The organism is Amycolatopsis echigonensis, assembly GCF_002846615.1.
GTDB lineage: Bacteria > Actinomycetota > Actinomycetes > Mycobacteriales > Pseudonocardiaceae > Amycolatopsis > Amycolatopsis echigonensis.
In genome coordinates this window covers 8,018,204-8,044,082 of sequence record NZ_PJMY01000003.1, presented here as the reverse complement: position 1 = coordinate 8,044,082, position 25,879 = coordinate 8,018,204, and the positions used below count along the sequence as shown (strand labels likewise).

The 25,879-nt window shown below is 69.3% G+C and carries 33 protein-coding genes and 1 tRNA gene; 10 read left to right on the top strand and 24 right to left on the bottom strand.

Annotation, left to right across the window (positions count from 1 at the left end):
* Positions 1-47 precede the first annotated feature (47 nt).
* A complete protein-coding gene (cysD, locus tag ATK30_RS43010) occupies positions 48-965 on the top strand; it encodes a sulfate adenylyltransferase subunit CysD (RefSeq protein WP_101440390.1) in 918 nt (305 codons plus the stop codon).
* Positions 965-2,803 carry an adenylyl-sulfate kinase gene (gene cysC, locus ATK30_RS43005; protein ID WP_101440389.1) on the top strand — a complete coding sequence of 613 codons (1,839 nt, stop codon included), beginning with the start codon at positions 965-967 and terminating at the stop codon, positions 2,801-2,803. The genes cysD and cysC overlap by 1 nt, the downstream gene beginning before the upstream one ends.
* Before the next feature lie 248 nt (positions 2,804-3,051).
* On the opposite strand, the gene ATK30_RS42995 is transcribed toward cysC, so the two are convergent.
* Genes ATK30_RS42995 through ATK30_RS42980 form a run of 4 tightly spaced genes read right to left on the bottom strand, consistent with a single transcriptional unit; the run spans position 3,052 to position 8,953 of the window.
* Entirely contained in the window at positions 3,052-4,233 is a 1,182-nt protein-coding gene (locus ATK30_RS42995) for an alkyl sulfatase dimerization domain-containing protein (RefSeq protein ID WP_101440387.1), read from the bottom strand.
* A complete protein-coding gene (locus ATK30_RS42990; protein ID WP_101440386.1) occupies positions 4,233-5,564 on the bottom strand; it encodes an MFS transporter in 1,332 nt (443 codons plus the stop codon). Before ATK30_RS42990 ends, ATK30_RS42995 begins: the two co-directional genes overlap by 1 nt.
* A 58-nt stretch (positions 5,565-5,622) precedes the next feature.
* Positions 5,623-6,942: an alkyl sulfatase dimerization domain-containing protein gene (locus ATK30_RS42985; protein ID WP_101440385.1), complete on the bottom strand. Its 1,320-nt coding sequence runs from the start codon at positions 6,940-6,942 to the stop codon at positions 5,623-5,625.
* Positions 6,935-8,953 (bottom strand): acetate--CoA ligase family protein, encoded by a 2,019-nt coding sequence (locus tag ATK30_RS42980; protein WP_101440384.1) that lies wholly within the window; start codon positions 8,951-8,953, stop codon positions 6,935-6,937. The genes ATK30_RS42985 and ATK30_RS42980 overlap by 8 nt, the downstream gene beginning before the upstream one ends.
* A gap of 109 nt (positions 8,954-9,062) precedes the next feature.
* On the opposite strand from ATK30_RS42980, the gene ATK30_RS42975 reads away from it, so the two are divergent.
* From ATK30_RS42975 to ATK30_RS45270, 3 genes are all read left to right on the top strand, one after another.
* Positions 9,063-10,232 (top strand): PucR family transcriptional regulator, encoded by a 1,170-nt coding sequence (locus tag ATK30_RS42975; protein ID WP_101440383.1) that lies wholly within the window; start codon positions 9,063-9,065, stop codon positions 10,230-10,232.
* 63 nt (positions 10,233-10,295) lie between these two features.
* Positions 10,296-11,153, top strand: coding sequence for a helix-turn-helix transcriptional regulator (locus ATK30_RS42970; protein WP_101440382.1), 858 nt, complete (start codon positions 10,296-10,298; stop codon positions 11,151-11,153).
* Positions 11,150-11,326 (top strand): hypothetical protein, encoded by a 177-nt coding sequence (locus ATK30_RS45270; RefSeq protein ID WP_158242588.1) that lies wholly within the window; start codon positions 11,150-11,152, stop codon positions 11,324-11,326. The genes ATK30_RS42970 and ATK30_RS45270 overlap by 4 nt, the downstream gene beginning before the upstream one ends.
* A gap of 149 nt (positions 11,327-11,475) precedes the next feature.
* Here ATK30_RS45270 and ATK30_RS42965 read toward each other — a convergent pair whose 3' ends face one another.
* Positions 11,476-13,113 (bottom strand): ABC-F family ATP-binding cassette domain-containing protein, encoded by a 1,638-nt coding sequence (locus ATK30_RS42965; protein WP_101440381.1) that lies wholly within the window; start codon positions 13,111-13,113, stop codon positions 11,476-11,478.
* Between the two features lie 121 nt (positions 13,114-13,234).
* Between ATK30_RS42965 and ATK30_RS42960 the strand changes: the two genes are divergently transcribed.
* From ATK30_RS42960 to ATK30_RS42950, 3 genes are all read left to right on the top strand, one after another.
* Positions 13,235-14,125, top strand: coding sequence for a PaaX family transcriptional regulator (locus tag ATK30_RS42960; protein WP_101440380.1), 891 nt, complete (start codon positions 13,235-13,237; stop codon positions 14,123-14,125).
* Complete coding sequence (locus tag ATK30_RS42955; RefSeq protein ID WP_167442093.1) at positions 14,122-14,892, top strand: enoyl-CoA hydratase/isomerase family protein; 771 nt, start codon at positions 14,122-14,124, stop codon at positions 14,890-14,892. The genes ATK30_RS42960 and ATK30_RS42955 overlap by 4 nt, the downstream gene beginning before the upstream one ends.
* 237 nt (positions 14,893-15,129) lie before the next feature.
* Positions 15,130-15,203, top strand: a tRNA-Pro gene (locus tag ATK30_RS42950).
* A gap of 120 nt (positions 15,204-15,323) precedes the next feature.
* Here the strand turns inward: ATK30_RS42950 and ATK30_RS42945 are convergent.
* The 19 genes from ATK30_RS42945 to ATK30_RS42880 all read right to left on the bottom strand — a co-directional run bounded on the left by ATK30_RS42945 (position 15,324) and on the right by ATK30_RS42880 (position 23,997).
* A complete protein-coding gene (locus tag ATK30_RS42945; RefSeq protein WP_101440378.1) occupies positions 15,324-16,529 on the bottom strand; it encodes a tyrosine-type recombinase/integrase in 1,206 nt (401 codons plus the stop codon).
* Positions 16,529-16,705, bottom strand: coding sequence for a helix-turn-helix transcriptional regulator (locus tag ATK30_RS42940; protein ID WP_101440377.1), 177 nt, complete (start codon positions 16,703-16,705; stop codon positions 16,529-16,531). The genes ATK30_RS42945 and ATK30_RS42940 overlap by 1 nt, the downstream gene beginning before the upstream one ends.
* Entirely contained in the window at positions 16,686-18,047 is a 1,362-nt protein-coding gene (locus ATK30_RS42935; RefSeq protein WP_101440376.1) for a replication initiator, read from the bottom strand. The genes ATK30_RS42940 and ATK30_RS42935 overlap by 20 nt, the downstream gene beginning before the upstream one ends.
* 92 nt (positions 18,048-18,139) lie before the next feature.
* Positions 18,140-18,826 carry a DUF2637 domain-containing protein gene (locus ATK30_RS42930; RefSeq protein WP_101440375.1) on the bottom strand — a complete coding sequence of 229 codons (687 nt, stop codon included), beginning with the start codon at positions 18,824-18,826 and terminating at the stop codon, positions 18,140-18,142.
* Positions 18,827-18,841: 15 nt separating this feature from the next.
* Positions 18,842-19,069, bottom strand: a complete 228-nt coding sequence (locus ATK30_RS42925; RefSeq protein ID WP_101440374.1) for a hypothetical protein — start codon at positions 19,067-19,069, stop codon at positions 18,842-18,844.
* A gap of 24 nt (positions 19,070-19,093) precedes the next feature.
* Positions 19,094-19,327, bottom strand: a complete 234-nt coding sequence (locus ATK30_RS42920; protein WP_101440373.1) for a hypothetical protein — start codon at positions 19,325-19,327, stop codon at positions 19,094-19,096.
* Entirely contained in the window at positions 19,324-19,755 is a 432-nt protein-coding gene (locus tag ATK30_RS42915; protein WP_037820870.1) for a hypothetical protein, read from the bottom strand. The genes ATK30_RS42920 and ATK30_RS42915 overlap by 4 nt, the downstream gene beginning before the upstream one ends.
* Positions 19,752-19,973 carry a hypothetical protein gene (locus ATK30_RS42910; RefSeq protein WP_101440372.1) on the bottom strand — a complete coding sequence of 74 codons (222 nt, stop codon included), beginning with the start codon at positions 19,971-19,973 and terminating at the stop codon, positions 19,752-19,754. The genes ATK30_RS42915 and ATK30_RS42910 overlap by 4 nt, the downstream gene beginning before the upstream one ends.
* Positions 19,974-19,977: 4 nt before the next feature.
* Positions 19,978-20,355, bottom strand: a complete 378-nt coding sequence (locus ATK30_RS42905) for a hypothetical protein (RefSeq protein ID WP_037820833.1) — start codon at positions 20,353-20,355, stop codon at positions 19,978-19,980.
* Between the two features lie 26 nt (positions 20,356-20,381).
* Positions 20,382-20,603 carry a hypothetical protein gene (locus tag ATK30_RS42900; RefSeq protein ID WP_101440371.1) on the bottom strand — a complete coding sequence of 74 codons (222 nt, stop codon included), beginning with the start codon at positions 20,601-20,603 and terminating at the stop codon, positions 20,382-20,384.
* Entirely contained in the window at positions 20,600-21,973 is a 1,374-nt protein-coding gene (locus ATK30_RS42895; RefSeq protein ID WP_101440370.1) for an FtsK/SpoIIIE domain-containing protein, read from the bottom strand. Before ATK30_RS42895 ends, ATK30_RS42900 begins: the two co-directional genes overlap by 4 nt.
* A 98-nt stretch (positions 21,974-22,071) precedes the next feature.
* Complete coding sequence (locus ATK30_RS42890; RefSeq protein WP_101440369.1) at positions 22,072-22,254, bottom strand: hypothetical protein; 183 nt, start codon at positions 22,252-22,254, stop codon at positions 22,072-22,074.
* A 3-nt stretch (positions 22,255-22,257) separates the two neighbouring features.
* A complete protein-coding gene (locus ATK30_RS42885) occupies positions 22,258-22,521 on the bottom strand; it encodes a hypothetical protein (RefSeq protein ID WP_101437485.1) in 264 nt (87 codons plus the stop codon).
* A gap of 9 nt (positions 22,522-22,530) precedes the next feature.
* Complete coding sequence (locus ATK30_RS45265; protein ID WP_158242587.1) at positions 22,531-22,698, bottom strand: hypothetical protein; 168 nt, start codon at positions 22,696-22,698, stop codon at positions 22,531-22,533.
* Between the two features lies 1 nt (position 22,699).
* A complete protein-coding gene (locus ATK30_RS45260) occupies positions 22,700-22,864 on the bottom strand; it encodes a hypothetical protein (RefSeq protein ID WP_158242586.1) in 165 nt (54 codons plus the stop codon).
* Positions 22,861-22,998 (bottom strand): hypothetical protein, encoded by a 138-nt coding sequence (locus ATK30_RS45255; RefSeq protein ID WP_158242585.1) that lies wholly within the window; start codon positions 22,996-22,998, stop codon positions 22,861-22,863. Before ATK30_RS45255 ends, ATK30_RS45260 begins: the two co-directional genes overlap by 4 nt.
* A 103-nt stretch (positions 22,999-23,101) precedes the next feature.
* Positions 23,102-23,272, bottom strand: coding sequence for a hypothetical protein (locus ATK30_RS45250; protein WP_158242584.1), 171 nt, complete (start codon positions 23,270-23,272; stop codon positions 23,102-23,104).
* Entirely contained in the window at positions 23,272-23,451 is a 180-nt protein-coding gene (locus tag ATK30_RS44900; RefSeq protein ID WP_143271490.1) for a hypothetical protein, read from the bottom strand. Before ATK30_RS44900 ends, ATK30_RS45250 begins: the two co-directional genes overlap by 1 nt.
* Before the next feature lie 162 nt (positions 23,452-23,613).
* Positions 23,614-23,997: a hypothetical protein gene (locus ATK30_RS42880; RefSeq protein ID WP_101440368.1), complete on the bottom strand. Its 384-nt coding sequence runs from the start codon at positions 23,995-23,997 to the stop codon at positions 23,614-23,616.
* 122 nt (positions 23,998-24,119) lie between these two features.
* Here ATK30_RS42880 and ATK30_RS42875 point away from each other — a divergent pair, with 122 nt between their 5' ends.
* Both ATK30_RS42875 and ATK30_RS42870 read left to right on the top strand, forming a co-directional pair.
* Positions 24,120-24,986, top strand: coding sequence for a GntR family transcriptional regulator (locus ATK30_RS42875; protein WP_101440367.1), 867 nt, complete (start codon positions 24,120-24,122; stop codon positions 24,984-24,986).
* Positions 24,983-25,861: a glycosyltransferase gene (locus ATK30_RS42870; RefSeq protein ID WP_244194898.1), complete on the top strand. Its 879-nt coding sequence runs from the start codon at positions 24,983-24,985 to the stop codon at positions 25,859-25,861. Before ATK30_RS42875 ends, ATK30_RS42870 begins: the two co-directional genes overlap by 4 nt.
* Positions 25,862-25,879 lie beyond the last annotated feature (18 nt).

Genomic DNA, 25,879 nt, shown 5'->3' with positions numbered 1-25,879 from the left:
AGAACCTGTTCTACTTTTTTGTCCTCGAACCCGGAAGGGCGGATCCGATGGCGACCCAGGCAGCCCCGGCCTACGAGCTGAGCCACCTCGGTGCGCTCGAAGCCGAAGCCGTGCACGTCTTCCGCGAGGTCGCGGCGACCTTCGAACGGCCGGTGCTGCTGTTCTCCGGCGGGAAAGACTCGATGGTGATGCTGCACGTCGCGGCGAAAGCGTTCTGGCCCGCGCCGCTGCCGTTCCCGGTCATGCACGTCGACACCGGGCACAATTTCGACGAGGTCATCCGCTTCCGGGACGAAACCGTCGAGCGCTACGGACTGCGGCTGGTGGTCGCGAGCGTCCAGGACGACATCGACGCGGGCCGGAGCGTCGAGGATCCCAAGGCGGGCCGGAACCGGCTCCAGACGGCCACGCTGCTGCGCGGCATCCGCGAGAACGGCTTCGACGCGGTGTTCGGCGGCGCGCGGCGCGACGAGGAGAAAGCCCGCGCCAAGGAACGGGTGTTCAGCTTCCGCGACGAGTTCGGGCAATGGGATCCCCGGCGGCAGCGTCCGGAATTGTGGAATCTCTACAACGGCAGGCATCGCAAAGGCGAGCACATCCGCGTTTTCCCGCTGTCGAACTGGACCGAGCTGGACATCTGGCAGTACGTCGAAGCGGAGGACATCACCCTGCCGTCGCTGTATTACGCGCATCGCCGGCCGGTGGTCCAGCGCGACGGGATGCTGCTCGCGAATACCCGGTTTCTCCCCCTGGCTGAGGGCGAAGTTCCTTACCCTGCAACGGTGCGCTTCCGCACAATCGGCGACGCGACCTGCACCGGCTGCGTCGAGTCGACCGCATCCTCCCCGTCGGACGTGGTGGCCGAGGTCGCCGCGACGCGGGTCACCGAACGCGGCGCGACCCGGGCCGACGACCGGATTTCCGAGGCCGGGATGGAAGACCGCAAAAAGGAAGGCTACTTCTGATGAGCGCCGGGGACCGGGTCACGACCGTGCGGATCGCGACCGCGGGCAGCGTGGACGACGGAAAATCCACCCTGATCGGCCGCTTGCTGTTCGATTCGAAGACAGTCTTCACCGACCAGCTCGAGGCCGTCGAGCGCACGAGCCGGGACCGGGGCGACGCGTATCCGGATCTCGCCCTGCTCACCGACGGCCTGCGCGCGGAACGCGAACAGGGCATCACGATCGACGTCGCGCACCGGTATTTCGCCACGCCCCGCCGGAAGTTCATCATCGCCGACACCCCGGGACACGTGCAGTACACCCGGAACATGGTCACCGGAGCGTCCACTTCGGACGTCGCGCTGATCCTGGTCGACGCGCGCAAGGGCGTGCTCGAACAGTCGCGCCGGCACGCGTTCCTGGCCAGTCTGCTGGGCATCCGGCACCTGGTGGTGTGCGTGAACAAAATGGACCTCGTCGACTGGTCGCAGGAGCGGTTCGAGGAAATCCGCGAAGAATTCCGCCGGTTCGCGATGAAATTGCAGACCCCGGATCTGACGTTCGTGCCGATGTCCGCGCTGCACGGCGACAACGTGGTGCACCGGGGTGCGAGCATGCCTTGGTACGAAGGCACTTCGCTGTTGCACCACCTGGAACAGGTGCACGTCGCGTCCGACCGGAATCTGGTCGACGCGCGTTTTCCGGTGCAATATGTGATTCGCGAGCACAGCCGGGATTTCCGCGGGTACGCCGGGACCGTGGCCGGCGGTGTGTTCAAGCCCGGCGACGAGGTGACCGTGCTGCCGTCCGGGTTCACCACGACGGTGCGCGCGATCTGGGGTCCGGGCGGGGTGGAGGTGAGTGAGGCGTTCGCTTCGCTGGCCGTCACGATCGAGCTTGCCGACGAGCTGGACCTCGGCCGCGGCGACCTGATCTGCCGCCCGGGCAACCGTCCGCACGTGGGCCAGGATGTCGACGCCATGGTGTGCTGGTTCTCCGAGCAGGCCGCGCTCGCCCCGGGTGCGAGCTACCTCGTCCGGCACACCACTCGCGAGACCAAGGCCGAGATTCGCGCGCTCGACTACCGGCTGGACGTCACCACGCTCCACCGTGACGAATCCGCGGAGTCGTTGTCGCTCAATGAAATCGGCCGGGTCCGCCTGCGGACGCGGCAGCCGCTTCTGTTCGATCCCTACCTCCGCAACCGGCCGACCGGCGGTTTCCTCCTGGTCGACGAACACTCCGGCGACACCGTCGGGGCGGGCATGATCACCGGCCCGAGCACGACGGCACCGAACGTGGTCTGGCATCCGGCGGCGGTGTCGCGCGACGAACGCGCGACCCGCGGCCGGACCGTCTGGCTCACCGGGCTGTCCGCGTCGGGCAAGTCGAGCGTGGCCGTGGAGCTGGAGCGTCGGCTGGTCGCCTCAGGCCGCCCCGCCTACCTGCTCGACGGAGACAACCTCCGGCACGGCCTCACCAGCGACCTCGGCTTCGCCCCGGCCGAGCGAGCCGAGAACATCCGCCGCGTCGCTGAGGTCGCCAAGCTGTTCGCGGACGCTGGGGTAGTGGCGGTCGTGTCGTTGATCAGCCCGTACCAGGCCGACCGCGCACTGGCCCGGGCAGTGCACGAAGCCGCGGGTTTGCCGTTCCTGGAGGTTTTCGTCGACACACCGCTCGAAGTGTGCGAGGACCGCGATCCGAAGGGCATGTACGCCAAGGCGCGCGCGGGCGAAATCACCGGATTCACCGGAGTGGACGCGCCCTACGAACGGCCCGCGTCCCCTGACCTGGTGCTGCGCCCGGAAAACGGCGACCCGGCAGTGATGGCCGCGCTGGTTCTCGCTGCCCTGGAGTGAGGTCGAGGCGGTGCAGGATCCGTTAATGCCCGCCGCGCCGGATTTCCGCCCGAGCGCCGATCGGGCAGGCGTGCCGGACCAGCTGTCGCGCCTGCGCTCCGACCCGAGCCTGAACCTCGCCCGAACGCGCAACCATCATGTCGGCCACGGACCGCACCACGGCCTGGGCACCCAGACGGCGGGGCTGGAACCGCAGGTCGCGCCGCCAACCGACCGGGGACTCACCAGAAAATTTCCCGGCGAACCCCTCACCAGCCGCTGCGATAGAAACTCCGCGACACGTAACTGCTCGCCTCCGCAGCCCGCTCGGCGCACAGCTCCTCCTTCACCGCCCGCGCCTGCTTGACCAACGGGTCGTCCCCGGGCGCGAGTGCCAGCAAGTCGATGACGTGCAACGCCTCCTGTACCCGTCCCTCCCCGCGCAGCCGTGAGGTGTGGTCGAGCACCGCCTGCTTGTCCGTGATCGCCTCGGCCCGGGCCGCGGCCGCGACGTCCGGGCGGGACGGGTGCAGCGTCGTCGGATTCCCGTCCCACCAGCCGGTTTCCGAGCGGACGATGTCGCGCACGATGTACTCGCGGTGCCCGTAGTGCTCGCGCATCCACGGCACGTCGAACAGCTCGGCCGGATACCGGAGATCGTGCACGATGTCGTCCGCCCGCTTGCCCTGGTTGAGCTGGTCCACGACCGCGCCGCGCAGCCACCGGAGCGCGGCCGCGGTCATGGTGAGCTGCCGGACCGGATCCTCGCGCACCACCGGGCCGAACTCCGGCACCAGCACGGCCGGGTTCAGCGCGGCGAGCCGGTCCAAGGTGTCGGCCCAGCGGACGGTGTCGCGCATGGTCCGCATCGGCGTGCCGATGTTGGGGATGCCGTTGATCACCGCGGCACTGCCGTACAGAACCCGCTGGGACGGCAGCCATACGGCGGTCACGTCGTCCGTTTCGGACGGTGCCCACAGCAGCCGGACGTCCGGGGCCAGCGTCATCGCTTCGCGGTAGGTCTGGTCGGGGAAGGTGATCGGCGGCGGCGCGGTCAGGTCGGGCATCGCGCGGCGGAACTGCCGGGTGTTGATGTGGTTCTGCAGCCCAGCCGTCTCCAGATACCGCTGGTAGCGCCGGATGACGTTTTCGTGCGCCACGACGGTCGGGCGGCGTTCGCCGTGTGCGGCGGCGTAGTCGAAGAACCCGGGCACGCCGTAGTTGTAGCCGAGATGTCCGTGGCTGTAGACGATCCACCGCACCGGTTCGCCCAGCTGGTCCAGCACCGGCGCGACGACGTCCGGGGACGGTCCGGTGTCGACGACGACGAGGCCCGAAGGGGTTTCCACCGCCAGGCTGTTGCCCTGCAGGCCGATCGTGCGGACGCCGGGCGCGACCTCGGTGATCTCGCCGGTGCCGTAGAGCGGGTTCTTCCGGTCCTGGAACGGCATCAGCCGGTCACCTCGATCCGATCGGTGCGGAGCCCGAGCCGCAGCGCGGTGCGGTCCGGGTTGACGAAGAACACGGCCAGCAGCCCGCCCGCGACGGACAGCAGGCCGCTGATGGTGAAGGCGAGCGTGAAGCCGCTGACGGGAGACGACGCGGCCTGGATGAACCGCCCGGTGAGGTACGGCGCGAGCAGTCCCGCCGTGGTGGTCAGGCCGACGGTGATCGACAGCACCGCGCCGCGCTGCCGGGTCGGGCTGATCTCGGCGTTCATCGTGACGCCGAGCGCGAACACCACCCCGCCGAGGCTGAACGCGACGGTCAGCAGCGCGATCCGGAACCAGCCCCCGGTGTGCGGGAACAGCAGCATCGCGAGACCGGAGATCAGCACCGCGACGCCGCCCAGCACTCCGCGCGCCACCCGGCTCGACACGCCTCGCCGCATCAGCCGGTCGCTGAGCGCGCCCTGGGCGAGGTTGAACACGACCGACGCGATCCACGGCAGCGCGACCAGCGTTCCGGTGGTCACCGTGCTGTAGTGCAACGCCGACTCGAGGTAATGCGGCACCCACGCAACAAGCACGGACAGCGCCCAGTACGCGGAGAATCCGGCCAGGAACCCGCCGAGCCACGTGCCGTTCAGCAGGATCCGCCGGTAGGGCACGCGTGGTTCGTCCACTTCGGACTTGACCGCGGTCGCGTGCACCGACGCGGTCCCGGCGACCTTCCCCTCCCGCCCGAAGATCGCCCACAGCAGGGACCAGATCAGGCCGACGACGAGCAGCGCGAAGAAGGCCCACCGCCAGCCGTAGCCGACGATCAGCGCGGTCAGCAGCGGCGACGCCAAGGCCACGCCGATGCCGGAACCGGCGTTGAGCAACGCGCTGGGCAGCCCGCGTTTCTCGTTGGGGAACCACTTGTACGCCGCGTGCATCGCCAGCGGGTTCGCCGGACCCTCGGCCGCCCCGAGGACGATCCGGCTGACCAGCACCGCGCCGAAGCCGACCGTGCCGAGCATCGGGGCCTGCGTCAGCGCCCAGATCACGCCCAGCACCAGCAGGATCCACTTCGCCGGCACGCGGTTCGACACGAAGCCGACCACGATCGCGGAAATGCTGAACAGGAAGTAGAACCCGCTGCTGATCAGGCCGTACGCCTCGGGCGACAGGCCGAGATCGTGCATCAGCGGTTTCGCGGCGAGGCCGAGCACGGCCTTGTCCGCGAAGTTGATCAGCATGAACACCAGCAGCAGCCCGGTGACGACCCAGCCGCGGGTGCTGGTGCCGCCGGTGCGCCGGCGCGCGGCGGTTTCGGCGGGGAGAGCGGGAGCGTTCATCGTGGAGTCCCCATTTCAACGTCGTTGTCGGACGGGGTGGTGCGGAACGGCCGGCGGGTCAGAAGGCCCATCGGGTGCGGCCCGCGGTGCGGGTGCGCAGCTGCTCGGCGCGGTCGGTGCCGTCGAGCACGGCTTGCGATTCGGCGGCGGCCCAGGCGTACACGCCCTTGGCCATCGTCGAAGTCGCGGCTTTTTCCAGTGCGGTGAACACTTCGGCGCGGGCGCTGTGCGCGGTCTCGTCGTCCGGGGCCGCGTCCACGGCGAGCTGGGCGAAGTGCCCGGCCAGCCGGTGTTCGCCGGCGGCGAGCAGCTCCCGCGCCCGGGTGGCCAGCCGGTCGGAGCCGCCGGACAGGTCGGCGAGTTCGCGGGACAGGTCGGCGCGGCGGGCGGGTTTGAGGTTGGCCGGGTTGCCGTCGTACCAGCCGCCGTAGAGCCGCCAGACATTGCGGACGACGAATTCCGGCTCGTCGTACGACGGTTTCAGGTACGGCTTGGCCAGCAGTTCGGCGGGCGCGGTGACGCCGTGCACGACCTCGTCGAGCGTCGCGCCCGCGTTCATCGCGTCCACGGTCTGGTCGTGCAGGGTTTCGAGGAACTCGGCGGTGTCGGACAGCGCGGTCCGGATCCGGCCGGCGCCGACGATCGGCACGCCGTGGCCGGGCAGCAGCAGTTCCGCGCCCAGCCCGGCCATCCAGCGCAGCGCCTGCGCCCACTCGGCGGCGTAGCGCTGTACCTTCTGCGGGTTGCCCGGGTTGGGGGAGGACCAGATGAAAAAGTCGCCGCAGCACAGGGTTTTCCGGTCGGGCAGCCACGCGATCGTCGCGTCGTCCGTCTCGCCGCGGCCGTGCTTCAGCCGGACGTCGAGGTCGCCGATCCGCAGTGTCGTGGTGTCGCGGTAGGTGACGTCGGGGTGCCGGTACCGGTCCGGCCAGCGGAAGCCGGGCGACTGGAACTGCCGCTGGTTGATCACCGTGTTGTAGCCGCGGGTGCGCTCGTACCGTGCGAAACGCGGCGGTGTGTTTTCGTGGGCCAGCACGGTGGGGCGACGCCAGCCGCGCTCTTGGGCCTCGAGATCGAACGGGCCGACGCCGAAGACGTGGTCGATGTGCCCGTGCGAGTAGACGGCGGTGTGCAGCGGAGCGTCGGTGCGCGCGCGGGTCGCGCCGAACAGGTCTTTCGCGGTGCGGCGTTCGCCGGTGTCGAAGCAGAACAGGCCGTCGTCGGTGGGGAAGAGGAAGACGTTGCCGAACGCCGGCCACATCCAGACGCCCTCGGCCAGCTCGTGCAGACCGTCCTTGCGCAGCGTGCCGGTGTGGTAGACGCGGGTGTCGGCCTCGCCTCGCCAGACTTTGTCGGCGTAGTCGAGCAGGTCAGTCACGGGGTGCCTCCGGTGCGGTTTCGGTGAACAGCGCGTCGACGGCGACCAGGTCGTCGCCCGTGACGCAGAGCGGGTTGAGGTCGGCTTCGGCGAATTCCGGGTGGTCGCCGAGGACGCGGACGAGTCCGTCGATCGCGGCGGCGACGGCGGGGACCGGGGCGGCGAGGACGTCGCCGGCCCAGGCGGCCAGTTCGGCCCGCTGCTCCGGGGTGGCCGGGAGCAGCAGCGCGCGGCGTGGTGCGGCGGGGTCTTCGGCACGGTCGCCGCCAGCGCCGAGGACGATCGCGGTGCCGTACAACGGATCCCGCGTCGCGCCGAGGGCGAGTTCGGCGGTGTGCGGCAGCAGGGGTTGCACCACGAGGGTGCGATCCGGGTCGGTGGAGACCTCGTCCAATCTCGCCTGGAGCGTGTCCAGCACCGCGGGCAGTTCGGCCGCCGTGACGCCGACGCGGACCAGCCCGGCGCGTGCCCGGTGCGGCACGTCAGCGGCATCGCCCTTGACCGCATACGGCCCCGGCCAGCCCTTGCGCTGGACCGCGGCGGCGAGATCGATGCCGGCGACGGTGTCCACGTGCGGGATGCCCGCGTCTTCGAGCAGCGGAATAGCGCGCAGTTCGGTCCACACCGGACGGTCGTCGGCCGTGGCGTGGTTCGCGGGCTCCGGGACCCGGTCGGGGACGAGGACTCGAAGCCGACGCACGAGAGCGCCGATGCTGGGCAGTACGGTGTCCGGCCGCCCGACACTCGCCAGCTCGCCGGGCGGAGCGCACGCCCAGACGAACCAGGTCGGCGTCCGCATCGCAGCGGCAGCCGCGGCCAGCCGGTGGTAGGCCTCCCGGAACCGGTCGCCGAACGTCAGATAGAGCACGACGCCGTCCAGCTCCGGGTCCTGGTCGAGCGCGCCCAGGAGATCGCCGACCCGGTCGAGCCAGCGGTCGATGTTGCCGCCGAGGTCGACGGGGTTCTCGTCGGCCGCCTCGACCCCGCCGACCTCCGCGAGCTTCGCGCGGGTCGCGTCGGACAGCGGCGGGATCCGCACGCCCAGCGCGGTCAAGTTGTCGGCGAGGATGCCGCCCGCGCCACCGGACATCGTGAGCACGGCCAACCGCGGAGCCGGCGGCAACGTCGTGCCTTTACGGGCGCAGAGCACCGCGTCCACGAGCTGGTCGTCGTCCGTGACCAGGTGAATGCCTTCCTGGCGACACAGCGAGGCGAGCAGGAAATGGTCCCCGGCGACGGCCGCGGTGTGAGACAGCGCGGCCTGTCGACCGGCGGCGCTGCTGCCCACCGCTAGGGCTACCACGGTCTTGCCCGCTGCTCGTGCCCGACGGCCGAGCGCGCGGAGCCCGTCCGCGTCGCGCACGCCTTCGAGATAAAGCACGAGCACCTCGACGTCGGGCTGGTCGAGCAGATCGCCGCCGATTTCGTGGCTGGGCAGACAGGCTTCGTTCCCGACGCTCGCGTAGTAGGAGTAGCCGATCCCCGCCTGCTCGAGCAGGTCAGCGAGCACGAACCCCATCGCGCCGCTCTGCGTGACGATCGCGACCGGCCCCGGCGGGACGCGTTCGCGGTCGAGGAAAACGGTCGTCGACAACTGCACGCCGGCCGGATGGCTCACCACGCCGAGGCAGTTCGGCCCGAGCACCGGCAGGTCGCCAGCCGCTTCGCGCAGTTCGTCCTCCAGTGCGGTGTTGCCGCCCTCGGCGAAGCCCGAGGCGAAGACGATGACCGCCCCGGAACCGAGTTCGCGCGCTTCCCGGACCAGCGCGGGAACCGTTTCCGCCGGGGTCGCGAGAACTACGAGGTCGGGGCCGTGCCCGATCTCGGCCAGAGAGCCGACCGTGCGGACGCCGGGCAGGTCGAGCGGGCCGCGGGAGACCGCGTAGACCTCGCCGCCGTAGCCGCCGCGCAGCAGCCGGTCGAGCGCGATCCGTCCCCAGGACACCGCGGTGGTCGCGGACACGCCGACCACGGCGACCGACTTCGGGCGGAACAGCGGCTCGCAGCGCATGGGGCGGTGCCTCCTGTGATCGCGGTCATGGACACAACCCCAACTGTCGCCGCTGGCCTGTCCAGCTGGTAGCGCACATCGCCCAGGTTTTCGGCTACCGTGCTGTGACATGTCACAACTGTCGTGGCGCGGCTTCGAGCACCGGCTGCCGAAGGTCGTCGAGCGGACGATCCGCCGGTACGTCGAGACCTCCCCGCATTACCGCGGCGAGGTGCCCGCACACCTGCACCCGCACATGGCGCACACGGTCCGCGAGTTCGGCCGGATGTTCGCGCGCGCGGCGCGGGAGGGGAGCGAGCCGCGCGAGGACGAGCTGGAGTTGTTCCGGCAGCGGGGCCGGGAGCGGGGCGCGGAGGGACTGCCGGTCAGCGAGTTCGTGAACGCGTACCTGCTGGCGGCCGAGGAGGTGTGGGCGGAGGTCCAGGCTCTTTCCGGCGGGTCTCCGCCCAGCGACACGGCCGCGGTGCTGCTGAAGTGCCTGCACCGGGTGATGAACGCGGCCGTGCAAGCGCACCAGAAGGAATTCCAGATCGCGGACCGCGAACAGCGCGAGGCGACACGGGCTCTCGTGCGGCGGCTGGCCGCGGGGGAGATGCTCCCGGAACCGGCCGACGTCCGGCTCGCCCCGGCGTACGGCGTGCTGGCGCTGCGCTTCGCCGCGGACCCGGCGGATTCGGTCGGCGACGCGGTCGGCCGTCATCTGGCCGGGCAGCGAAAGGCGAGGTCGCTGTTGCAGCACCTGCATCGCGAACTGTCCGGAGACGTCCTGGCCGCCTTGGACGCGGACGGCGGTCTGTTGCTGATTCCGTCTGCTTCGGACAGTCCGGAGGCGGCGCTGGCCGAGGCCCGGCAGGCTGTTCCGCGCGCGCATCAGACGACCGGCGTGGCGATCACCGGCGGGTTCGCCCACGCGGCCGAGCTGGCGGAAATCCCGGCGGCGGTGGCGGAAGCGGAGCGGCTGCTGCGGCTGAATTCGGTCCCCGACACGGTCGCGGTGCTCGCGGACCACCTCTTCGAATACCAGCTGAACCACGACAGCGCGGCCACCCCTCAACTGCGCGCGCTCGCGGCGCGGCTGAGCGGCGAGCCCGATCTGACGACGACGCTCCGGACGTACTTCGACACCGATTTCAACCGTCGTGAGACTGCGCGGAAGCTGCACGTCCATCCGAACACTGTGGACAATCGCCTGTCCCGCATCGCCAACCTGACCGGTGCGGATCCGCGGACGGCGAAGGGGCTTCTGCTGCTCGGCGCCTCACTGGGCTTGGCGGGCTGAGCGATTATCCTAGGAACGATCCTTCCCAGGATAAACTCCGCGCCGCGCCGTAGACTCAAACCTATGGCCGGAGCATCGACGGAACTACGCGAGCTGGGACAGTTCTTCCAGCACCGACGCGCTGAACTGCAACCGCACCAGGTCGGTCTCGACGTGCCCGCCGCGGAGCGTCGCCGCGTGCCCGGGCTCCGCCGCGAGGAGATCGCTCAGCTGGTCTCCATCAGCACGGACTACTACACCCGCATCGAACAGGGCCGGCTCGCCCCGTCCGAACCGGTGCTGGCCGCGCTGGAACGAAACCTGCGCCTGGACGACGAACAGCGCGACTACGTCCGCACCCTCCTCGCCCGCTCGGACGGGCAGCCTCCTCGGGAACCCGCCCGGCGCCGCCGCGCGATCCGGCCGCAGATCGAGCGCCTGCTGGGCCAGCTCGACAACGTGCCCGCCCTGGTGTTCAGCCGGTACCTGGACATCCTGGCGTGGAACGACCTCGCCGCCGCGCTGCTGGTGGATTTCGGGACAATCCCGGAAAAGGACCGCAACTACATCCGGCTCGTGTTCACGAATCCGGAGATGCGGGCGCGGTATCCGGAATGGGAGCAGGTCGCGCGCACGTGCGTCGCGGTGCTGCGGATGAACGCCGCCGGCAACCCGACCGACCCCGCACTGTCCCGTCTGGTCGGAGATTTGTCCTTGTACAGCCCCGATTTCGGTCGCTGGTGGGCCGAACGCCGGGTAGCGCACCAAAACTTCGGCACGAAGACGGTCGCGCATCCCGAAGTGGGGGAGATGTCGCTGGACTGGGACAGCTTCCAGCAGGCCGGGAACGAGGACCAGCAGCTGGTGATCTGGTCGGCCGAACCCGGCTCGGAAGCCGCGGCCCGGCTGGAGCGGCTGAAGGAGCTAATCGCGCAGCGGTGATCGCCGTTGCCGAGGTGGCAATTCTTGTCGGGCGGCTCTGGTCAAGGAACCTCAGTGGCGCGCAGTCCGGCAAGGGAAACTCGATCCCGCTGGGCTTCGACGGCGTATTCGACGGCACGGTCGCGACGACGCCGAAACCGATGGCTTCTTCAACGACGAAGTTGGCTGGGTAATCGATGCGGCGATCCGCAAAGTCTGCGCCTGACCCGCGAAGAGCGCTCCCAGAAACCCAGGGGACGAATGCTTCGAGGCTCCGCGCGCCGTCTGCGGCGTTCCCACCCCGGCCGGTCCGTAGCCCTCGGGCGTGGTTCTGTCGGGCTGGCTAACGCTCGGAAACCTTGCCGCCGTCCACTTCCAGCCGGCGGGTCACCGCGACCGCGTCGAGCATCCGGCGGTCGTGCGTCACCAGCAGGAGCGTGCCGGGGTAATCGTCCAAAGCGGACTCGAGCTGTTCGATCGCGGGCAGGTCCAGATGGTTGGTCGGCTCGTCCAGCACCAGCAGGTTCACCCCGCGCGCCTGCAGCAACGCCAGCGCCGCACGGGTGCGCTCGCCGGGCGAAAGCGTCGCGGCCGGGCGCAGCACGTGCGCGGCCTTGAGCCCGAATTTCGCCAGCAGAGTACGGACTTCCGCGTCGGCGAGGGACGGGACCTCGCGGGCGAACGCCTCCGCCAGCGGGACGTCGCCGAGGAACAGCCGGCGGGCCTGGTCGACCTCGCCGACCACCACGCCCGGTCCGAGCGCGGCGTTGCCCTCGTCCAGCGGCAACCGGCCGAGCAACGCCGCCAGCAGCGTGGATTTGCCCGAGCCGTTCGCGCCGGTGATGGCGACCTTGTCCGCCCAGTCGATCTGCAGATCCACCGGCCCGAGCGTGAAGCCGCCACGTCGCACGACCGCGTCCCGCAGCGTCGCGACCACCGCGCCCGCGCGCGGAGCGGCCGCGATCTCCATCCGCAGCTCCCACTCCTTGCGCGGCTCCTCGACGACCTCGAGCCGCTCGATCATCCGGTCCGTCTGGCGTGCCTTCGAGGCCTGCTTCTCGGTGGCTTCGCTGCGGAATTTCCGGCCGATCTTGTCGTTGTCGGTCGCCTTGCGCCGGGCGTTCTTGACGCCCTTTTCCATCCACGCGCGCTGCATGCCCGCCCGGGCTTCGAGCGCCGCGCGGGTATTGGCGTATTCCTCGTAGTCCTCGCGCGCGTGCCGCCGCGCGACCTCCCGTTCCTCCAAATAGGACTCGTAGCCGCCGCCGTACGTCTTCACCTGCTGCTGAGCCAGATCCAGCTCCACCACGCGGTCGACCGTGCGGGCCAGGAACTCGCGGTCGTGGCTGACCAGCACGGTGCCCGCGCGCAGCCCGGTGACGAACCGCTCCAGGCGGGCGAGCCCGTCGAGGTCGAGGTCGTTCGTCGGCTCGTCGAGCAGGAAAATGTCGTAACGGCTGAGCAGCAGCGACGCGAGCCCGGCGCGCGCCGCCTGCCCGCCCGAGAGCGAAACCATCGGCTGGTCGAGGTCGACGGCCAGCCCGAGGTCCGCGGCGACCTCGCCGGCGCGTTCGTCCAGGTCGGCTCCGCCGAGCGCGAGCCAGCGGTCGAGCGCGGTGCCGTAGGCGTCGTCGGCGCCGTCCGCGCCCGCGGTGAGCGCATCCGTCGCCGCGTCGAGTGCGGTTTGCGCGTCCGAGACGCCGGTGCGCCGCGCGAGGAAGGCGCGCACCGACTCTCCCTCGCGCCGCTCCGGTTCCTGCGGCAGGTGCCCGACCGTGGCGGTCGGCGGGTTCAGCCGGACCTCGCCGGATTCGGGGCGGGCCAGTCCGGCCAGCGTGCGCAGCAAGGTGGACTTGCCGGCGCCGTTGACGCCGACCAGGCCGATCACCTCGCCCGGGGGGACGACGAGATCGAGACCGGAGAAGAGGACGCGGTCACCGTGGCCCGCGGCCAGGTCCTTCGCGACGAGTGTGGCGCTCATATCGGAGCCGAGTTTACGGGGAGCCCTCGCGCCGCGTGCCGTGTGTCGGCTCCGTCACTCCGAGTGGGTACTCTGGGCGGGTTGCCGGGTCCAACAAGAGCAGTGAGGTCGGTGAAAAGCGATGGCGGAACCCGCCCCGGTCCCGTTCGGACAGGGGAAGCAGCGGGCTCCCCGGCCGTCCGTCAGCAGACGGCGCGAGGTGAGCCACGCGAGCGCGCGGTCGCTGCTGATGACCGTGCTGGGCGAGTACGTGCTGCCCCGCGACCGTCCGGTGTGGACGTCGATCCTGGTCGAATCCCTCGGCATGCTCGACATCGAGGAGAAGTCCGCGCGGCAGGCGCTGGCGCGGTCGGCGGGCGAGGGCTGGCTGGTGTCGGAGCGCGTAGGCCGCCGCGTCCGGTGGTCGCTGACCCCGCCGGGGAGGCGGCTGCTCACCGAGGGCGCCGAGCGCATATACGCCTTCGGCCGCGACGCGCGCGTCTGGGAGAACCGCTGGCTGATGCTGATCGTCTCCGTGCCGGAGGCGAAACGGGACCTGCGCCACCGCCTGCGCACGCGCCTCACGTGGGCCGGTTTCGGTTCTCCGGTGGCGGGCGTCTGGGTGAGCCCCGACCCGAGCCGCGAGCCCGAGGCGCAGAAGATCGTCGCCGAACTGGGCCTGGAAGCGCAGGCGATGTCCTTCACCGCGGAGTACGGCGCGATCGGCGACCAGGAGAGCATGGTCGCGCGGTCGTGGGATTTGTCCGAGCTGACCGACCGGTACGAGGACTTCATCGACCGCTTCACCGGCGTGTCGCCCTCCGGCGCGCAAGCGGTGCTGCGCGCGCAGACCGAACTGGTGCACGAATGGCGCCGGTTCCCGTTCCTCGACCCGCAACTTCCGGCCGAGCTCCTGCCGCCGAGCTGGAGCGGTGCCAAGGCGGCCGAGCTGTTCCACCGCAAGCACGTGGAATGGCGGCCGGCCGCGCAAGCGTACTGGGACGAACTCACCGCGAACGAGGAGCAAGCATGACGAGGCTGGAACGCGACGGCGGGCTCGCCGTGCTCACCATCGACGAGCCGCCGCTCAACCTGTACACGAAGCCGCTCCAGGACGCGCTTCTGGACGCGATCGGCTCGCTGGAGGAAACCCCCGCCCGAGCCCTCCTGATCCGCGCCGAAGGCCGCGTCGTGAGCGGCGGCGTCGACGTCGCGCTGTTCGACGCTCAGTCTTCCGCGGCGGAAGCCAAGGTGCTCTTCGACGAACTGCTCAGCGTCCCCGATCGCCTTGCCGCCCTGCCGTTCCCGACGGTGTTCGCCGCGCACGGCCTGTGCTTGACGTGGGCGTTCGAGGTCGCGATGGCCTGCGATCTGCTGCTGGCTTCCTCCCGCGCGAAGTTCGGCCTGGTGGAGAAGGTCGTCGGCCTGACACCCACGATGGGCGGCACCCAACGCCTCGCCGCGCGGGCCGGAGTGGCCCGGGCGAAGGAGTTCGTCTTCACCGGCGAACCCTTCGACGCGGCGACTCTCGAGCGGTGGAACGTCGTCAACCGGGTGCTCCCGGACGAGGGTTTCGACGAGGCTGCGCGGGAGTTCACCCGTCAGCTGGCCGAGGGACCGACGCAGGCACACGCCGCCACGAAGCGGATACTGGAACACTTCGAGCACGGCGGAGTGCCGGAGGCCAACGCGCACGTGACGACCATTGCCGCGGAGCTGTACAACACCGAGGACTTGCGGGGTGCGGTGAAGTCGTTCCTGACTGAGGGTCCGGGGAAGGCTCGGTTCGCCGGCCGCTGATTTCGGGTTCGCTGCCCGGCCTTGGTCCCTGTGCGGGACCGGGACCAGGGCCGGCTGCTGTGGTGGCCCTGCGGCTCGGTTGATCTTCGCGTCTTCCCGGTCCGGACTCGTTCGCCTTGATTTGGCGGGTTTGTGCAGGTCAGGGAGTAATGGAGACCTCGTTGCAGGGCCGGCGGGGAGACCCGCTAGAGTAGTCGCATCGCACTCCACGAGGGGTTCCTCGGGGAGTGAGGAGTCCGGGCTGTGGCGCAGTTTGGTAGCGCACTTGACTGGGGGTCAAGGGGTCGCAGGTTCAAATCCTGTCAGCCCGACCGGACAGAGCCACGTTCACGCAGGTGGACGTGGTTTTTTTTGTTGCCCGCGATCGGCCCGGAACGACAGAAACCCCGGGCCGTGCAACATTCGTACAACACGCGCCCGGGGCTTCCCGGTCAGGCCGCCATGCGTTCGAGTGCTTGCCCACGGCGAAAGTCGAGCACGTCAGCCACCTCGTCGAGGCGGTCCGGCCACAGGTGCCCGTAGATGTTCAGCGTCATGGACGCGTCAGCGTGCCCGAGCATCTGTTGCACGACCTTGACGTCCGCGCCTGCCGCGATGGCGAGCGAAGCTGCGGTGTGCCGGAGCTTGTGCGGCGTCAGCCCGTCGACCTCCAGCCCGGCAGCGTGCACGGCGGCGTTGAACTCACGGGTACGCCAGTTGTGCGACCGCAGCGAATCGCCGCGCTTCGTGGTGAACAGCAACTCGGTGTCCGCCCTGTCCTCCTTCAGCGGCTTCAGCAGCGGCACCAGCGACGCGGGGATCGACACGGTCCGCTTCTTTCCGGTCTTCGGCAGGACTTCGTGCTGCACCCCGCCGACCTCAGTGAAGGTCACTGCGATCCGAATCCGGCGCTTGTCGAGGTCGACACGCCCCACGCGCAACGCGGCAGCCTCGCCCCAGCGCATCCCGGTGTACGCGAGCAGCAGAATGAACGCCCGGTTGACCGCTGCACACGCGGTGGGCTTGTCGTACTTCGTCCGCAGCTCCCCGGCCGCCGCCGCGAGCTTTTCCACCTGGTCATAGCTCAGGTACACGTGCTCGGCCTCCAGCGGTATCGGAGGCTTCACCCCGCGAGCCGGGTTCCGGGGTATCCGCGTCGGGACGCACCACTCCAGCACCATCGCCAGCACGCGGTAAGCATGGCGCGCCTGCGAGGGTCCCAACCCCGAGCCTTTGTCCTTCGTGCTCTTCACGAGTTCGGCGACCCAGACGGCAATGTCCTCGCCCAGAACCGCGTTCAGCGGCGTCTCGCCCCACCTCGGAATCACGTGGTTGTCCAGCAACCCCCGGTACTTCCACCACGTACTCGGCTTGAGGTCATGCCGCGAGGCGAGCCACTTCTCTGCCATCTCCCCTACGGCCACTTTGGACAGATTCGGGTCCACATAGGTCCCGCCCGCGAGCGATTCCGCGATCTTGTCGCGGCGATCCTCAGCCGCCGTCTTGTTCGGCGCGACCTCCGAGCGCAGCTTGTTCGCCCGGTCGTAGTACATGACCATCCATCGAGCGGGCGGCTTGCGTCCGGCCGATTTCGCCTTCCGGACACGCGCAGCGAAGTCAGGCTGCCCGGAGCGGTCGTAGATCCACGCGCGGGCCATCAGGCGGTCACCTGCCCATCGATCCAGGCGTCAACCTCGTCGGGCCGGAATCGGACGTACTTGCCGATCCGGTAACCCCTCGGCCCTTTGCCGGTCTTGCGCCACTGATACACGGTGTTCGACGGAACGCCGAGGTAGTCGGCGAGCTCGTCGACGCTAAGCAGCTTGTTGTCCATGGTCGTTTTCCTTGCTGTATTTGTGTTTGCGGTCGTCTCGGATGCGGCAGGCGATGGCGGCGGCGAGTTCGCGTTCGGCGTCGTCGCTGTAGCCCGCGCCGTCGAAGGTCCAGTTGTTGACCACGGCGACGGTGTCGGCGCGGTCGGCGAGGCCGAGGCGTTCGAGGGTTTCCTCGAGACGGAAGCGGCGGCGGTCGCCGCGGATGTCCTTGAACGTGGTGGAGTAGGCGCGGGACTTGGTGAGGAAGTGGCCCCGGAAGGCGAGCATGTGCGCCCAGCGGCGCAGGTTCAGCTCGTCGTAGGGTTCGAGCGCGCCGAGGTCCCAGGCGGTCTGGATGATGCGGCGGTGGTGGTCGGAGACCCGCAGGTGCGCGATGTCGCGTTCGGAGCGGATCGGCCGGTCCGCGGCTTCGCTTTTGCCGGTGCCTTTGGTGGCGTACTTCGCGATGTAGGCGGCGAGGCGGGCTTCGCTGATCCGGCCGGCATTGTCCTCCAGCTCCGCGGAGCCCAGGGGTTCGATGCGGCGGACGTCGACCTGGTCGCCCCAGGTCAGCACGAGCGGCGTGCCGTCGGGCAGTGCGCTGGTGGCGTAGGCGGCCCCGGCGGCGGCGTAGACGGCGTCTTCCAGCAGGTCCGGGTGCGCCCAGGCCGGGGCGGGGTCGGCCGCGCCGTCCGGGCCGTCGAGGCGGACCACGGCGTGGAAGTGCACAAGTCCGCGCCGCTGGTATTCCGCGACCTTGCCGTAGGACAGGCGGGCTTGTTCGGCGAACTCGCGGGCTTTGAGCCCGGCGCGTTTGGCGATCTCGCGGCGCAGCCGGGTCGCGAACCGCTGCCACAGCACCCCCGCGTGCGCCTGCCAGAGCACGGAGCCGGTGTAGTCGTAGGTGTCCGGATCGAGCGGGGTGCCGACGCGCGGGTCGGCGTCGAGGTGGTACTCCCCGCAGCCGCACGGGATGCGCTTGCCGCGCGGACTGGTGCGGGCGTGGTGCACCGGCCCGAACGAGGGCGCGGTGAGGGTGACGAACGCCCTCGGCCGGTCGGTGACATGCTCCGGAACGCCTTTGTGGCCGCCGATCAGCCCGGCGCGGACGAGGTGGAAGGCGTCGGCGGCGTAGCGGTCGGAGCAGGACGGGCAGACCGATTCGCGGCGGTTGCCGCACGGGACGAAGATGTCGCCGCCGTGGTGGTGCAGCACCTGCCCGCTGGCGGCGTCCTGGAGCTGGTGCGCGCCGCCGAGGCGGATCGGGCGGGCGCAGCCGTTGACGGCGTGCACTTTGGCGCGCCATTCGTCGTAGTCGCGCATCCGGACCCGGTAGGCGATGCGCTCGTCCAGCGTGTGCATGTCGGTGGCCCTTTCGTTCGCGGGCATGGAAAACGGCGCGGGAACCAGCCGGTGTAGGCCAGCTCCCGCGCCGTCGGTCGGTGCGGGGCGGTTCAGGCGGTGACGGGGTGTCCGTTGCAGCCGGTCAGGTCGGCGACGATGCGGGCGGCCATGGCGTCGGGGACGCGGGCGACGCGGCGGATGTCGTCGGCGGTGAGGTCTCGGCCTTCGTCGCGGGCGGCGTCGGCCGCGGCGTGGACGCGGCTGGCGATCTCCGGCGGGAGCTTCAACCGGGCAGCCGGTCGCACGGGCGGTGCGGGCGCGGTTTCCGCTTCGGCCGGCATTGCCGCCGGGGCGGGTTCGGCCGGTGCCGGGGCCGGTGGTGTGGCCGGGGCGGGTTCGTCGGGGGCGCGGCGCATGAGGAGCTTGACGACCACGAGGAACCCGAGGGCGGGCATGGCCGCGACGAGCCATCCGGCCGGGGTGGGTTCGGCGAGCGCGACTTGTGCGGTCATCTGCACGCCGAACCCGGCGACCAGCACGCCGAGGGGGAAGCTGAACCGGCGGTGTCGGCCGGTGCGGTGGTCTCGCTGGACCTCGAACCCGGCCACGATCACGATGCCTTCGATGACGACGGCGTCGGCCCAGGCGATCCACCCGGTCTGTCCGTGGTGGACGGCCCAGTCGTGGGTGTGGGTGAACCCGGCCGCCGCGCCGATCAGGCCGAGGGTCGCGGCGACCAGCAGACGGACGATGTCCACCAGCCGACGAGTCGCGTTCGCACTGTCCGCAGTGGACATGAGGTTTCCTCCCTTTTATTCGTGGCCGGTGCGGAAGCGTTCCGCGCAGCGGCGGAACACCCCGGCGTAGGTGTCCAGCCAGCGGGCGAGGTCGTCGGACAGGTCGGCCAGGCGGGGCTGGACGAACCACGGTTCGCCGTCGTGCACGCCGAGTTCGAGCGTGTAGAGCTCGTGGAACTCGTCGACGACCGCCTGTATCTGGCGGAACGCGTCGGCGATGTTCTCGCCGAAGTGGTGTTCCATCGGTGGGGTTCCTTCCGTGAGGGGTCAGGACGAGCCCGGCAGGTGCAGGGCGTCCTCGTTCTCTGCGAGATCGGTGCGGAAGAGGTCGGCGAGGCGTTCGCACTCGCGGACGATCCGCACGTCCAGGTCGATCAGCTCCAGCACGGTCGACGAGGTGTCGTCGTCGGTGCGGTGTTCGAGGCCGCGGGCGACGGCGTCCTCGTATTCGTCGACGAGCGCGACCAGCGGCCAGACGATGCCGCTCACGTCCTCGTTCACGGCCGCGCACCGCCCGGGTAGTCGGAAAGGTTGCTCCAGCGCTGGAGCATCGTGCGGCCGCGCGCGGTGAGCTTCAGCGGCGTGACCGGCCGCCGGATCGCGCCGTGCATCGCCGACACCGTGTCCCGGCTGCCGCCCGGGGCGACGTAGCCGACGGAGATCAGGTGATGCACGACGTCCTCGTCCAGCGCGGTCCGGACGCGGTCGGTGTCCTCGAACACCAGCACCCGGTCCGTGTCGTCCAGCAGCGCGAACCTCCCGTCGCGGACCTCGGCCAGCACGTCCTTGGCCACCAGCGGATTCGCGCCCTGCCCGGTGTCCTTGCGGCGGGAGACCCGGGCGGGCGGGCACTGTCGGCCGGACTGCGGAGCCGAAGCCGCGGGGACGGTGCCGAAGAGCCCGAGCTGCGCCGGGTCGCGGCGGGTCACCGGACACGCTCCCGGCCGACCGGCCCGAACTCCCGGTTGCGGAAGTCCGCGACCGCGATCCCCGCGCCGAGCCCGATGCACCCGAACACCACCGTCGCGCTCCAGAACAGCGCCGACGGGCCTTGCGCCATGTAGATCAGGATCAGGACGAGCAGCGCGGGTGCGCCGAGCTTGAACCACAGCCACGCCCGCCACACGTAAAAACCGATGCGCCACATGGGTTTACTCCTCTGCGTCTTCGGGTCGGTGGTACGGGCAGAACACGAGCTGTTCGGACGTGGCCAGCCAGGCGGGCTCGAAATAGATCACCTGGAGGACCGCGTCCCAGGAGAGTTCCGGCCGCGTCGCCGAGGCCCCGTAGGGACGCTCGCCGCACACCCCGCAGCGCGGGAAGAACACCTCGTCGTAGCGGCGCAGGCCCGGGGCGTGCCCCTCGTCGGCCAGCTTCCGCCATGCGGCCAGCGCTTTGCCGTCGTCCGTGGTGCACGCCGCGATCTGCGTGACGCTGCGCCGCACGGGGCCGGAGCCACCGAAGCGTTCGTAGCCGACCACCCAATACGTTTCGCGCACCAGGCACGGGTAGTAGACGATCTGCTGCATCGCTTCTCCTTGTCCGATGGGGACAGTCATGCGCCGACCCGGCGGGCGAGGGCCAGCACGTCGGCGAGCGCGCCGAACACGTCCAGCGCGGCGGAGTACTCCGGGTCGTCGACGAGCGTGTCGGTGTCGATGGCCCCGAGGTGGCGTTCGCGTTCCTGGCGCACGGCGTCGCACCAGGTCCCGGCGCGGTCCGAGGCGACCGACAGGCAGGACAGGAAGTCCTGGTGCCGGTCTTCGCGGTAGCTCATGCGACCACCGACAGGGCCGGACCGGCGTGGTAGCCGCGGAGGATGAACGCGACCAGCTCGTCCAGCTCCCGATCCGACACGTACGCGGCACGGACCCGTTGCGGGACCCGCGAACGCGGCCGGATGACGAACCCGATCCCGGCGGTGTCCTCGCTTTCGGGGATCTCGTCGGCGAGCGCGCCGCGCAGCCGGGCCCCGTCGCCGAGCACCATGTCCACATGCGATTGCGAGGTCACCCGCAGGCAGACCCGGACCGGGAACAGGTCGCGCACCGGGACGGTGTCCTTGGTCGGTTCCTGCACGAGCGCCATCGTGGAATGCCCGGTCGCCCGGCCCTGGGACACCGCGATCGCGAGATCCTTGCGCAGCGTGCGGGCGATCGTGCCGTCGCCGTAGGCCAGCAGAGCGCCGATCTCGTCGACGATCAGCAGGTTCAGCGGCGTCTCCCGCGACATCGTGATCTTGCGCTTGCCCGTCGCGGCGAAGTCGCGCTGCACCCGGCGCAGGTCCTCGATGAACTCCCGCACCAGCTCCGCGCAGGCGGCCTCGTCGTGCTCGTAGCGGTGCGCGACCCCTTGCAGTTTGCGGAACTCCATCTGCTTCGGGTCGCAGATCCACAGCCGCACCAGCCCGTCCCGGATCAGCGGTGCCAGGCCGCGCAGCAGCGACAGCGGGATCGAGTTCTTGCCCGCCCCCGTCGCCCCGGCGATGAAGGTGTGCTTGCCCAGGACCGAGAGCCGCCAGTCGGTGCCGTACTCGGTGTCGCCGACGTAGATGTCGCCCGGGTCGACCGCGCCGGATTCCTCGGGCATGTCCGGGGCCGGGATGGTCTCGGTGAACGGCTCCCGGCGTTCGATGACCAGCGACACCTGTCCGGGCTTGACCCGCTCCAGCGCGATCCGCTCCACCCGCAGCGTGTCGGCGAGGTCTTCGAGCTTGTCGTTGAACGCCCGCCGTCCCATGCCCGGGGGCAGCAGCAGCGTCACCGTGTCCACCGACGGCGAGAACGACTGCACCCGCACCACGCGCGGGAACTCGGCCTTGCCGGTGCGGCGGTTGGTGACGTACAGGTCGCACGCCTGGAGCGCCTTGTTCAGCTTCGGCCCGCAGTACTTCGACCAGCGGCGACGCCAGGCCCGCATCCGCGGCGCGGCGTAGTGGTCGAACGTGTCCGGGTGCGCCCGGTACCAGGTGCACAGCCCCAGCGCCGTGCCGCCGACGATCCCGCCGGTCGCACTCCAGCCCAGCTCCAGCCCCGAGGCTGTCAGTCCGGCCGGCATCAGCACCGAGCCCGGGTGACGGGCGGTCCACTTGAGGCCCCGGAACTCCATCCCCGCCCGGCGGTCCGACTTCGGAATGCGGTTCTTCATCGCAGAAACTCCCTTCCGGCAGCACGAAAACGGCCCCGCACACCTCGTCCGGCAAGGACGGAGGGCGGGGCCGGTCGCGTGCGACGTGCGTGTTCGGTCTAGTTCTCCAGCGCGGGACGCGCGTCCAGCAGTTCCGTGGACAGCGTGCCCATCGCGCGCGCCGCCTTGTCGTGCGCGGCCTTGAAACCGTTGCGGTGCACCGGCATTCCGCGCATCGCGTCCTTGAGCGTGTTCATCGCCGAGTGCAGGTCGTCCACGACCCGGTCAACCTGATGCGCCATGGCTCAGAGCCTCCAATCCCGCGAGACGAGTTCGGCCTCGTGCTTCTTGCCCAGCGTCCGCAACCGGTCCAGCTCGTCGAACGCCTTGGTGCGGAACGCTTTCAGCTCGTCCCGGGTCGAGATCGTCCACGACTCCGAGGCGTGCCCGTCGTCGTAGGAATCGATCAGCTTGTCCACCTCCGCCAGCACCTCGGCCACGAGGTCCAGCGCCGCGGTGAACGTGCCGTAGCGCTCCTGCGCCCGGCGATTCAGGTAACCCACCTGCATGGCTGCCCGTCACCCTTCCCGTGTCGCGGCGGTCAGTTCGGCCGCCGTCCTGAGATCAGCGGTCAGGAACCCGACCGCGTTGCCGACCGCGACCCGGATGTCCCGGTCGGGGTTCGCCGCGACGAACCGCCGGTAAGCGGTCTGCGCGGCCTCGATGATGGCGACGATCTCCGGCATGTCAGGAGTCCTTCCGGATCACGTGCTGCGCGTCCCGCAGGCCCTCGCAGTAGCCCGCCTGCCACGCCATGTCGTCCGCCGGTTCGGCCAATGCCTGCAACCGCTGCGCTTCCAGCCGTGCCGCGAGCATCCGGATCACCACGCCGACGCGCACCGGGCGGCTCATCGCCGGGCCTCCCGCACCATCACCACGATGCCCGCGAACACCGCCATCCCCGCCATCAGCGGCGACGCGAAACCCAGACACACCACCAGCGCCAGCCAGAACACAAACGGACTGAAATTCGCCACCATCGCCAAACCTCCTAGTCTCCGAAGTAATGCCACTGCCGGGAACAGACCTGACAGGTCGCGATTCCCGTCGCCGACAAGAAAAAATTCGCCGTGCACGCGTGCGCGGCCATCAGAAGCCCCGCTCGTCGATCCGTTCGCAGTCCTTGCAGCGGGGCACGCCCCACGCGAAGAACCACACCCGCTCGTGCTGCCCCGGCCCGAACACCAGCCCGCACAAACTCGTGCGAACACCCTTCAACCACTGGTGCTCCGCCTCGATGTGCACCATGTCCTCAGACATCACAAGCCCCGCTTCGGGCCGTACGGGTCGAACGTCGACAGCCCGTCCCGCCCCGTGAAAACCGTGTGCATGCCGTTCTCCCTTCCGCAATGCGAATCCGTGGTGAAACCCCAGGACTCCCGGACGAAAAGCACCCGGGAATCGAGGCGCGCCACCACAAACAGGCGCGTTTTAGGCATGGATCGGCCCACTCTGTATTTGTCAATCAACGGAAAGCGCCCTCGCCCGACTCGAAAACGGGCAGCCAACCGACTTGGGAAGGGCTCCAGGGTGGTGTTATCCGCGCACGGCCGGGGAGGAAGCCGCCGAGGGACCGGGCACCCGCCGGTCAGGAAGCCGGGCTAGGCAGCGTCGCGGACCGCGCCAGCACCGGCAGGCTTGAGACCTTCTGCCTTGAACCACAGGCCCGACCCGGTGATCCGCCCCTCGTCGTTCGTCGTCTGCCACGTGTTCAGCACCGGGTCGATCAGCTCCACGTAGGTGCCCTCGTCGAACCCCTCGCCCGGGTCCGTCGCCAGCGTCACCTTGATTTCCTCGCCCTTGCCGATCCGGCCGTTCTTCCCCGGCTGGCGCGGCTTCGCGAACAGCATCACCACGAACGACGCCTCGCCGCTCTGCTTGTCCACCGCAGGGACCATCTCGCCCTTGACCTCCCGCATCTTCATCACGGGCGCTTCGGTGACCATGAACTTGTAACCGCCGCTGTAGAACGGGATGTCCTGCATGCCTGCCTCCTTAAGTTCAGTTTGCTAGTTCGCTAGCGAACTGACCGTAGGCTATCACCGACGTTGACCAAGACGCAAGGGGTTCGCTAGCTAACTTTTCGAGCGTGTGCGAAGATGCCCGCATGCAGGCAGAACGCACCAGCGGCGTCGTCCCGATGCACCTTCAGATCGCCGACGACCTTCGCGAACGCATCAACTCAGGAGCGCTACAGGCCGGAGAGCCACTCCCGCCTGTCCGCGAGCTTCAGGGCCAGTGGAACTGCGCAAGCATCACTGTCCGCTCTGCGCTCACCGAGCTGCGCCAGGAAGGTCTCATCACCGCAAGCGGTCGAGGGAAACCGCCCGTGGTCCGCCCGCAGGTTCAGAAACACCCCATCCACCTGTCCGCACGCTGGACCAACGAGCAGAAGGCTCTGGTCTTACGCCCTCGTGACGAGCGGGCCAAGCGCGGAGCCATAGAGATGATCGCCGGTATCCCGATCGACGAGATCATCTCTACGCACGTGTACAAGGACATCCCCGCAGGGGCCGAGCTTGCCGCAGAATTCAGCATTCAGGACACGGATGTACTCCAGCAGCGAACCTACGAGATGAAGGACCCCAAGTCGGGCCATCGGATCGCCTTCAGTGTGTCGTACATCCCTCTCGATCTCATCAGCAGCAACCCCGAACTACTCGACGACGCAAACGAGCCGTGGCCAGGAGGGCACCAGCACCAGCTCTACACCGTCGGGATTGAGCTAGGGCGAATCGAACGGACTGTCACTGCCGCGGAGCCCAGCTCGATCGATCGCGAGAAGTGGGGCATGGACGTCGGGACCCCGCTACTGAAAGTGCGCTCACGCTCCATCGATGTCCAAGATCGTGTCGTTGAGCTTTCGGACGCCGTCTACCCGGCCGATCGCACCAAGATCGAGGTCAGCGAGCAACTAACGCCGTGGCCCGCCGGTTACCCGAAGTACAACCACGAACAGGAGCACGGAAAGTGACACTGAGCAAACCGCGCAATCGTACTTTGACCACGGACGCCGGGTACGTATCCATAGTCCTGCCAGCGCACAACGAGGAATCGACCATCGAAGCCGCGGTTACCGCCGCGAGGGCAGGACTCTCTGAACTGTCAGTCGACGGCGAAGTGATCGTCAGCGCGAGCGGGTGCACCGACAAGACCGCCAAGTTCGCAGAGGATGCAGGTGCGAAGGTCGTCGTTGCTCCTAAAGGGAAAGGTGAAGCGATCCTCTCGGGTGTGAAGTCCGCGCGGGGAGAGATCGTCTGCCTGATGGATGCTGACCTCGATTACTACGGCGAAACCCCACTTGTCGCGTTACTCGTCGAGCCCCTGATCCAAGGGATCGCCGACGCAACGATCTCGAACCTCTACTGGCGACCCATGTACCCCGACCAGTGGCTCAATGGGTTCTTTGCCCCGCTCGCCGGTCTGTTGCTTCCCGAGATCCTGCCGAAGGTTGGTTCCACACCATGGTCCGGTCAACGCGCCGCACGTCGGAGTCTCTGGCCGGACACGCTCCCGTCTGGCTTCACCTCAGACCTCGCTATCACGCTCCACTGGAATCAGCACGCCACCCAGTTGCGCCCCGTCCTCACCGACGACTGGTTCAATCCCATCCGGCCTAAGCCTGAGCTTCTTCAGCAGGACTTCCGGCTCCTCGTCGACCACGCGGTCAGTCGTGGCCGAATTTCCGCTGCGGCGACCCCGGAATTGGAGTCCTGGTTTCAGCACATCAATGCCCTCATCAACAGCTACGACGAGGCACACCCAGACCCGATGGGCTACGAACGCAACCTCTTCGAGACGGCACACCGCGAGCTTCAGCGACGAGTACTACGGGACTTCCGCGAGTGATCACCGCGAGCAGATCTT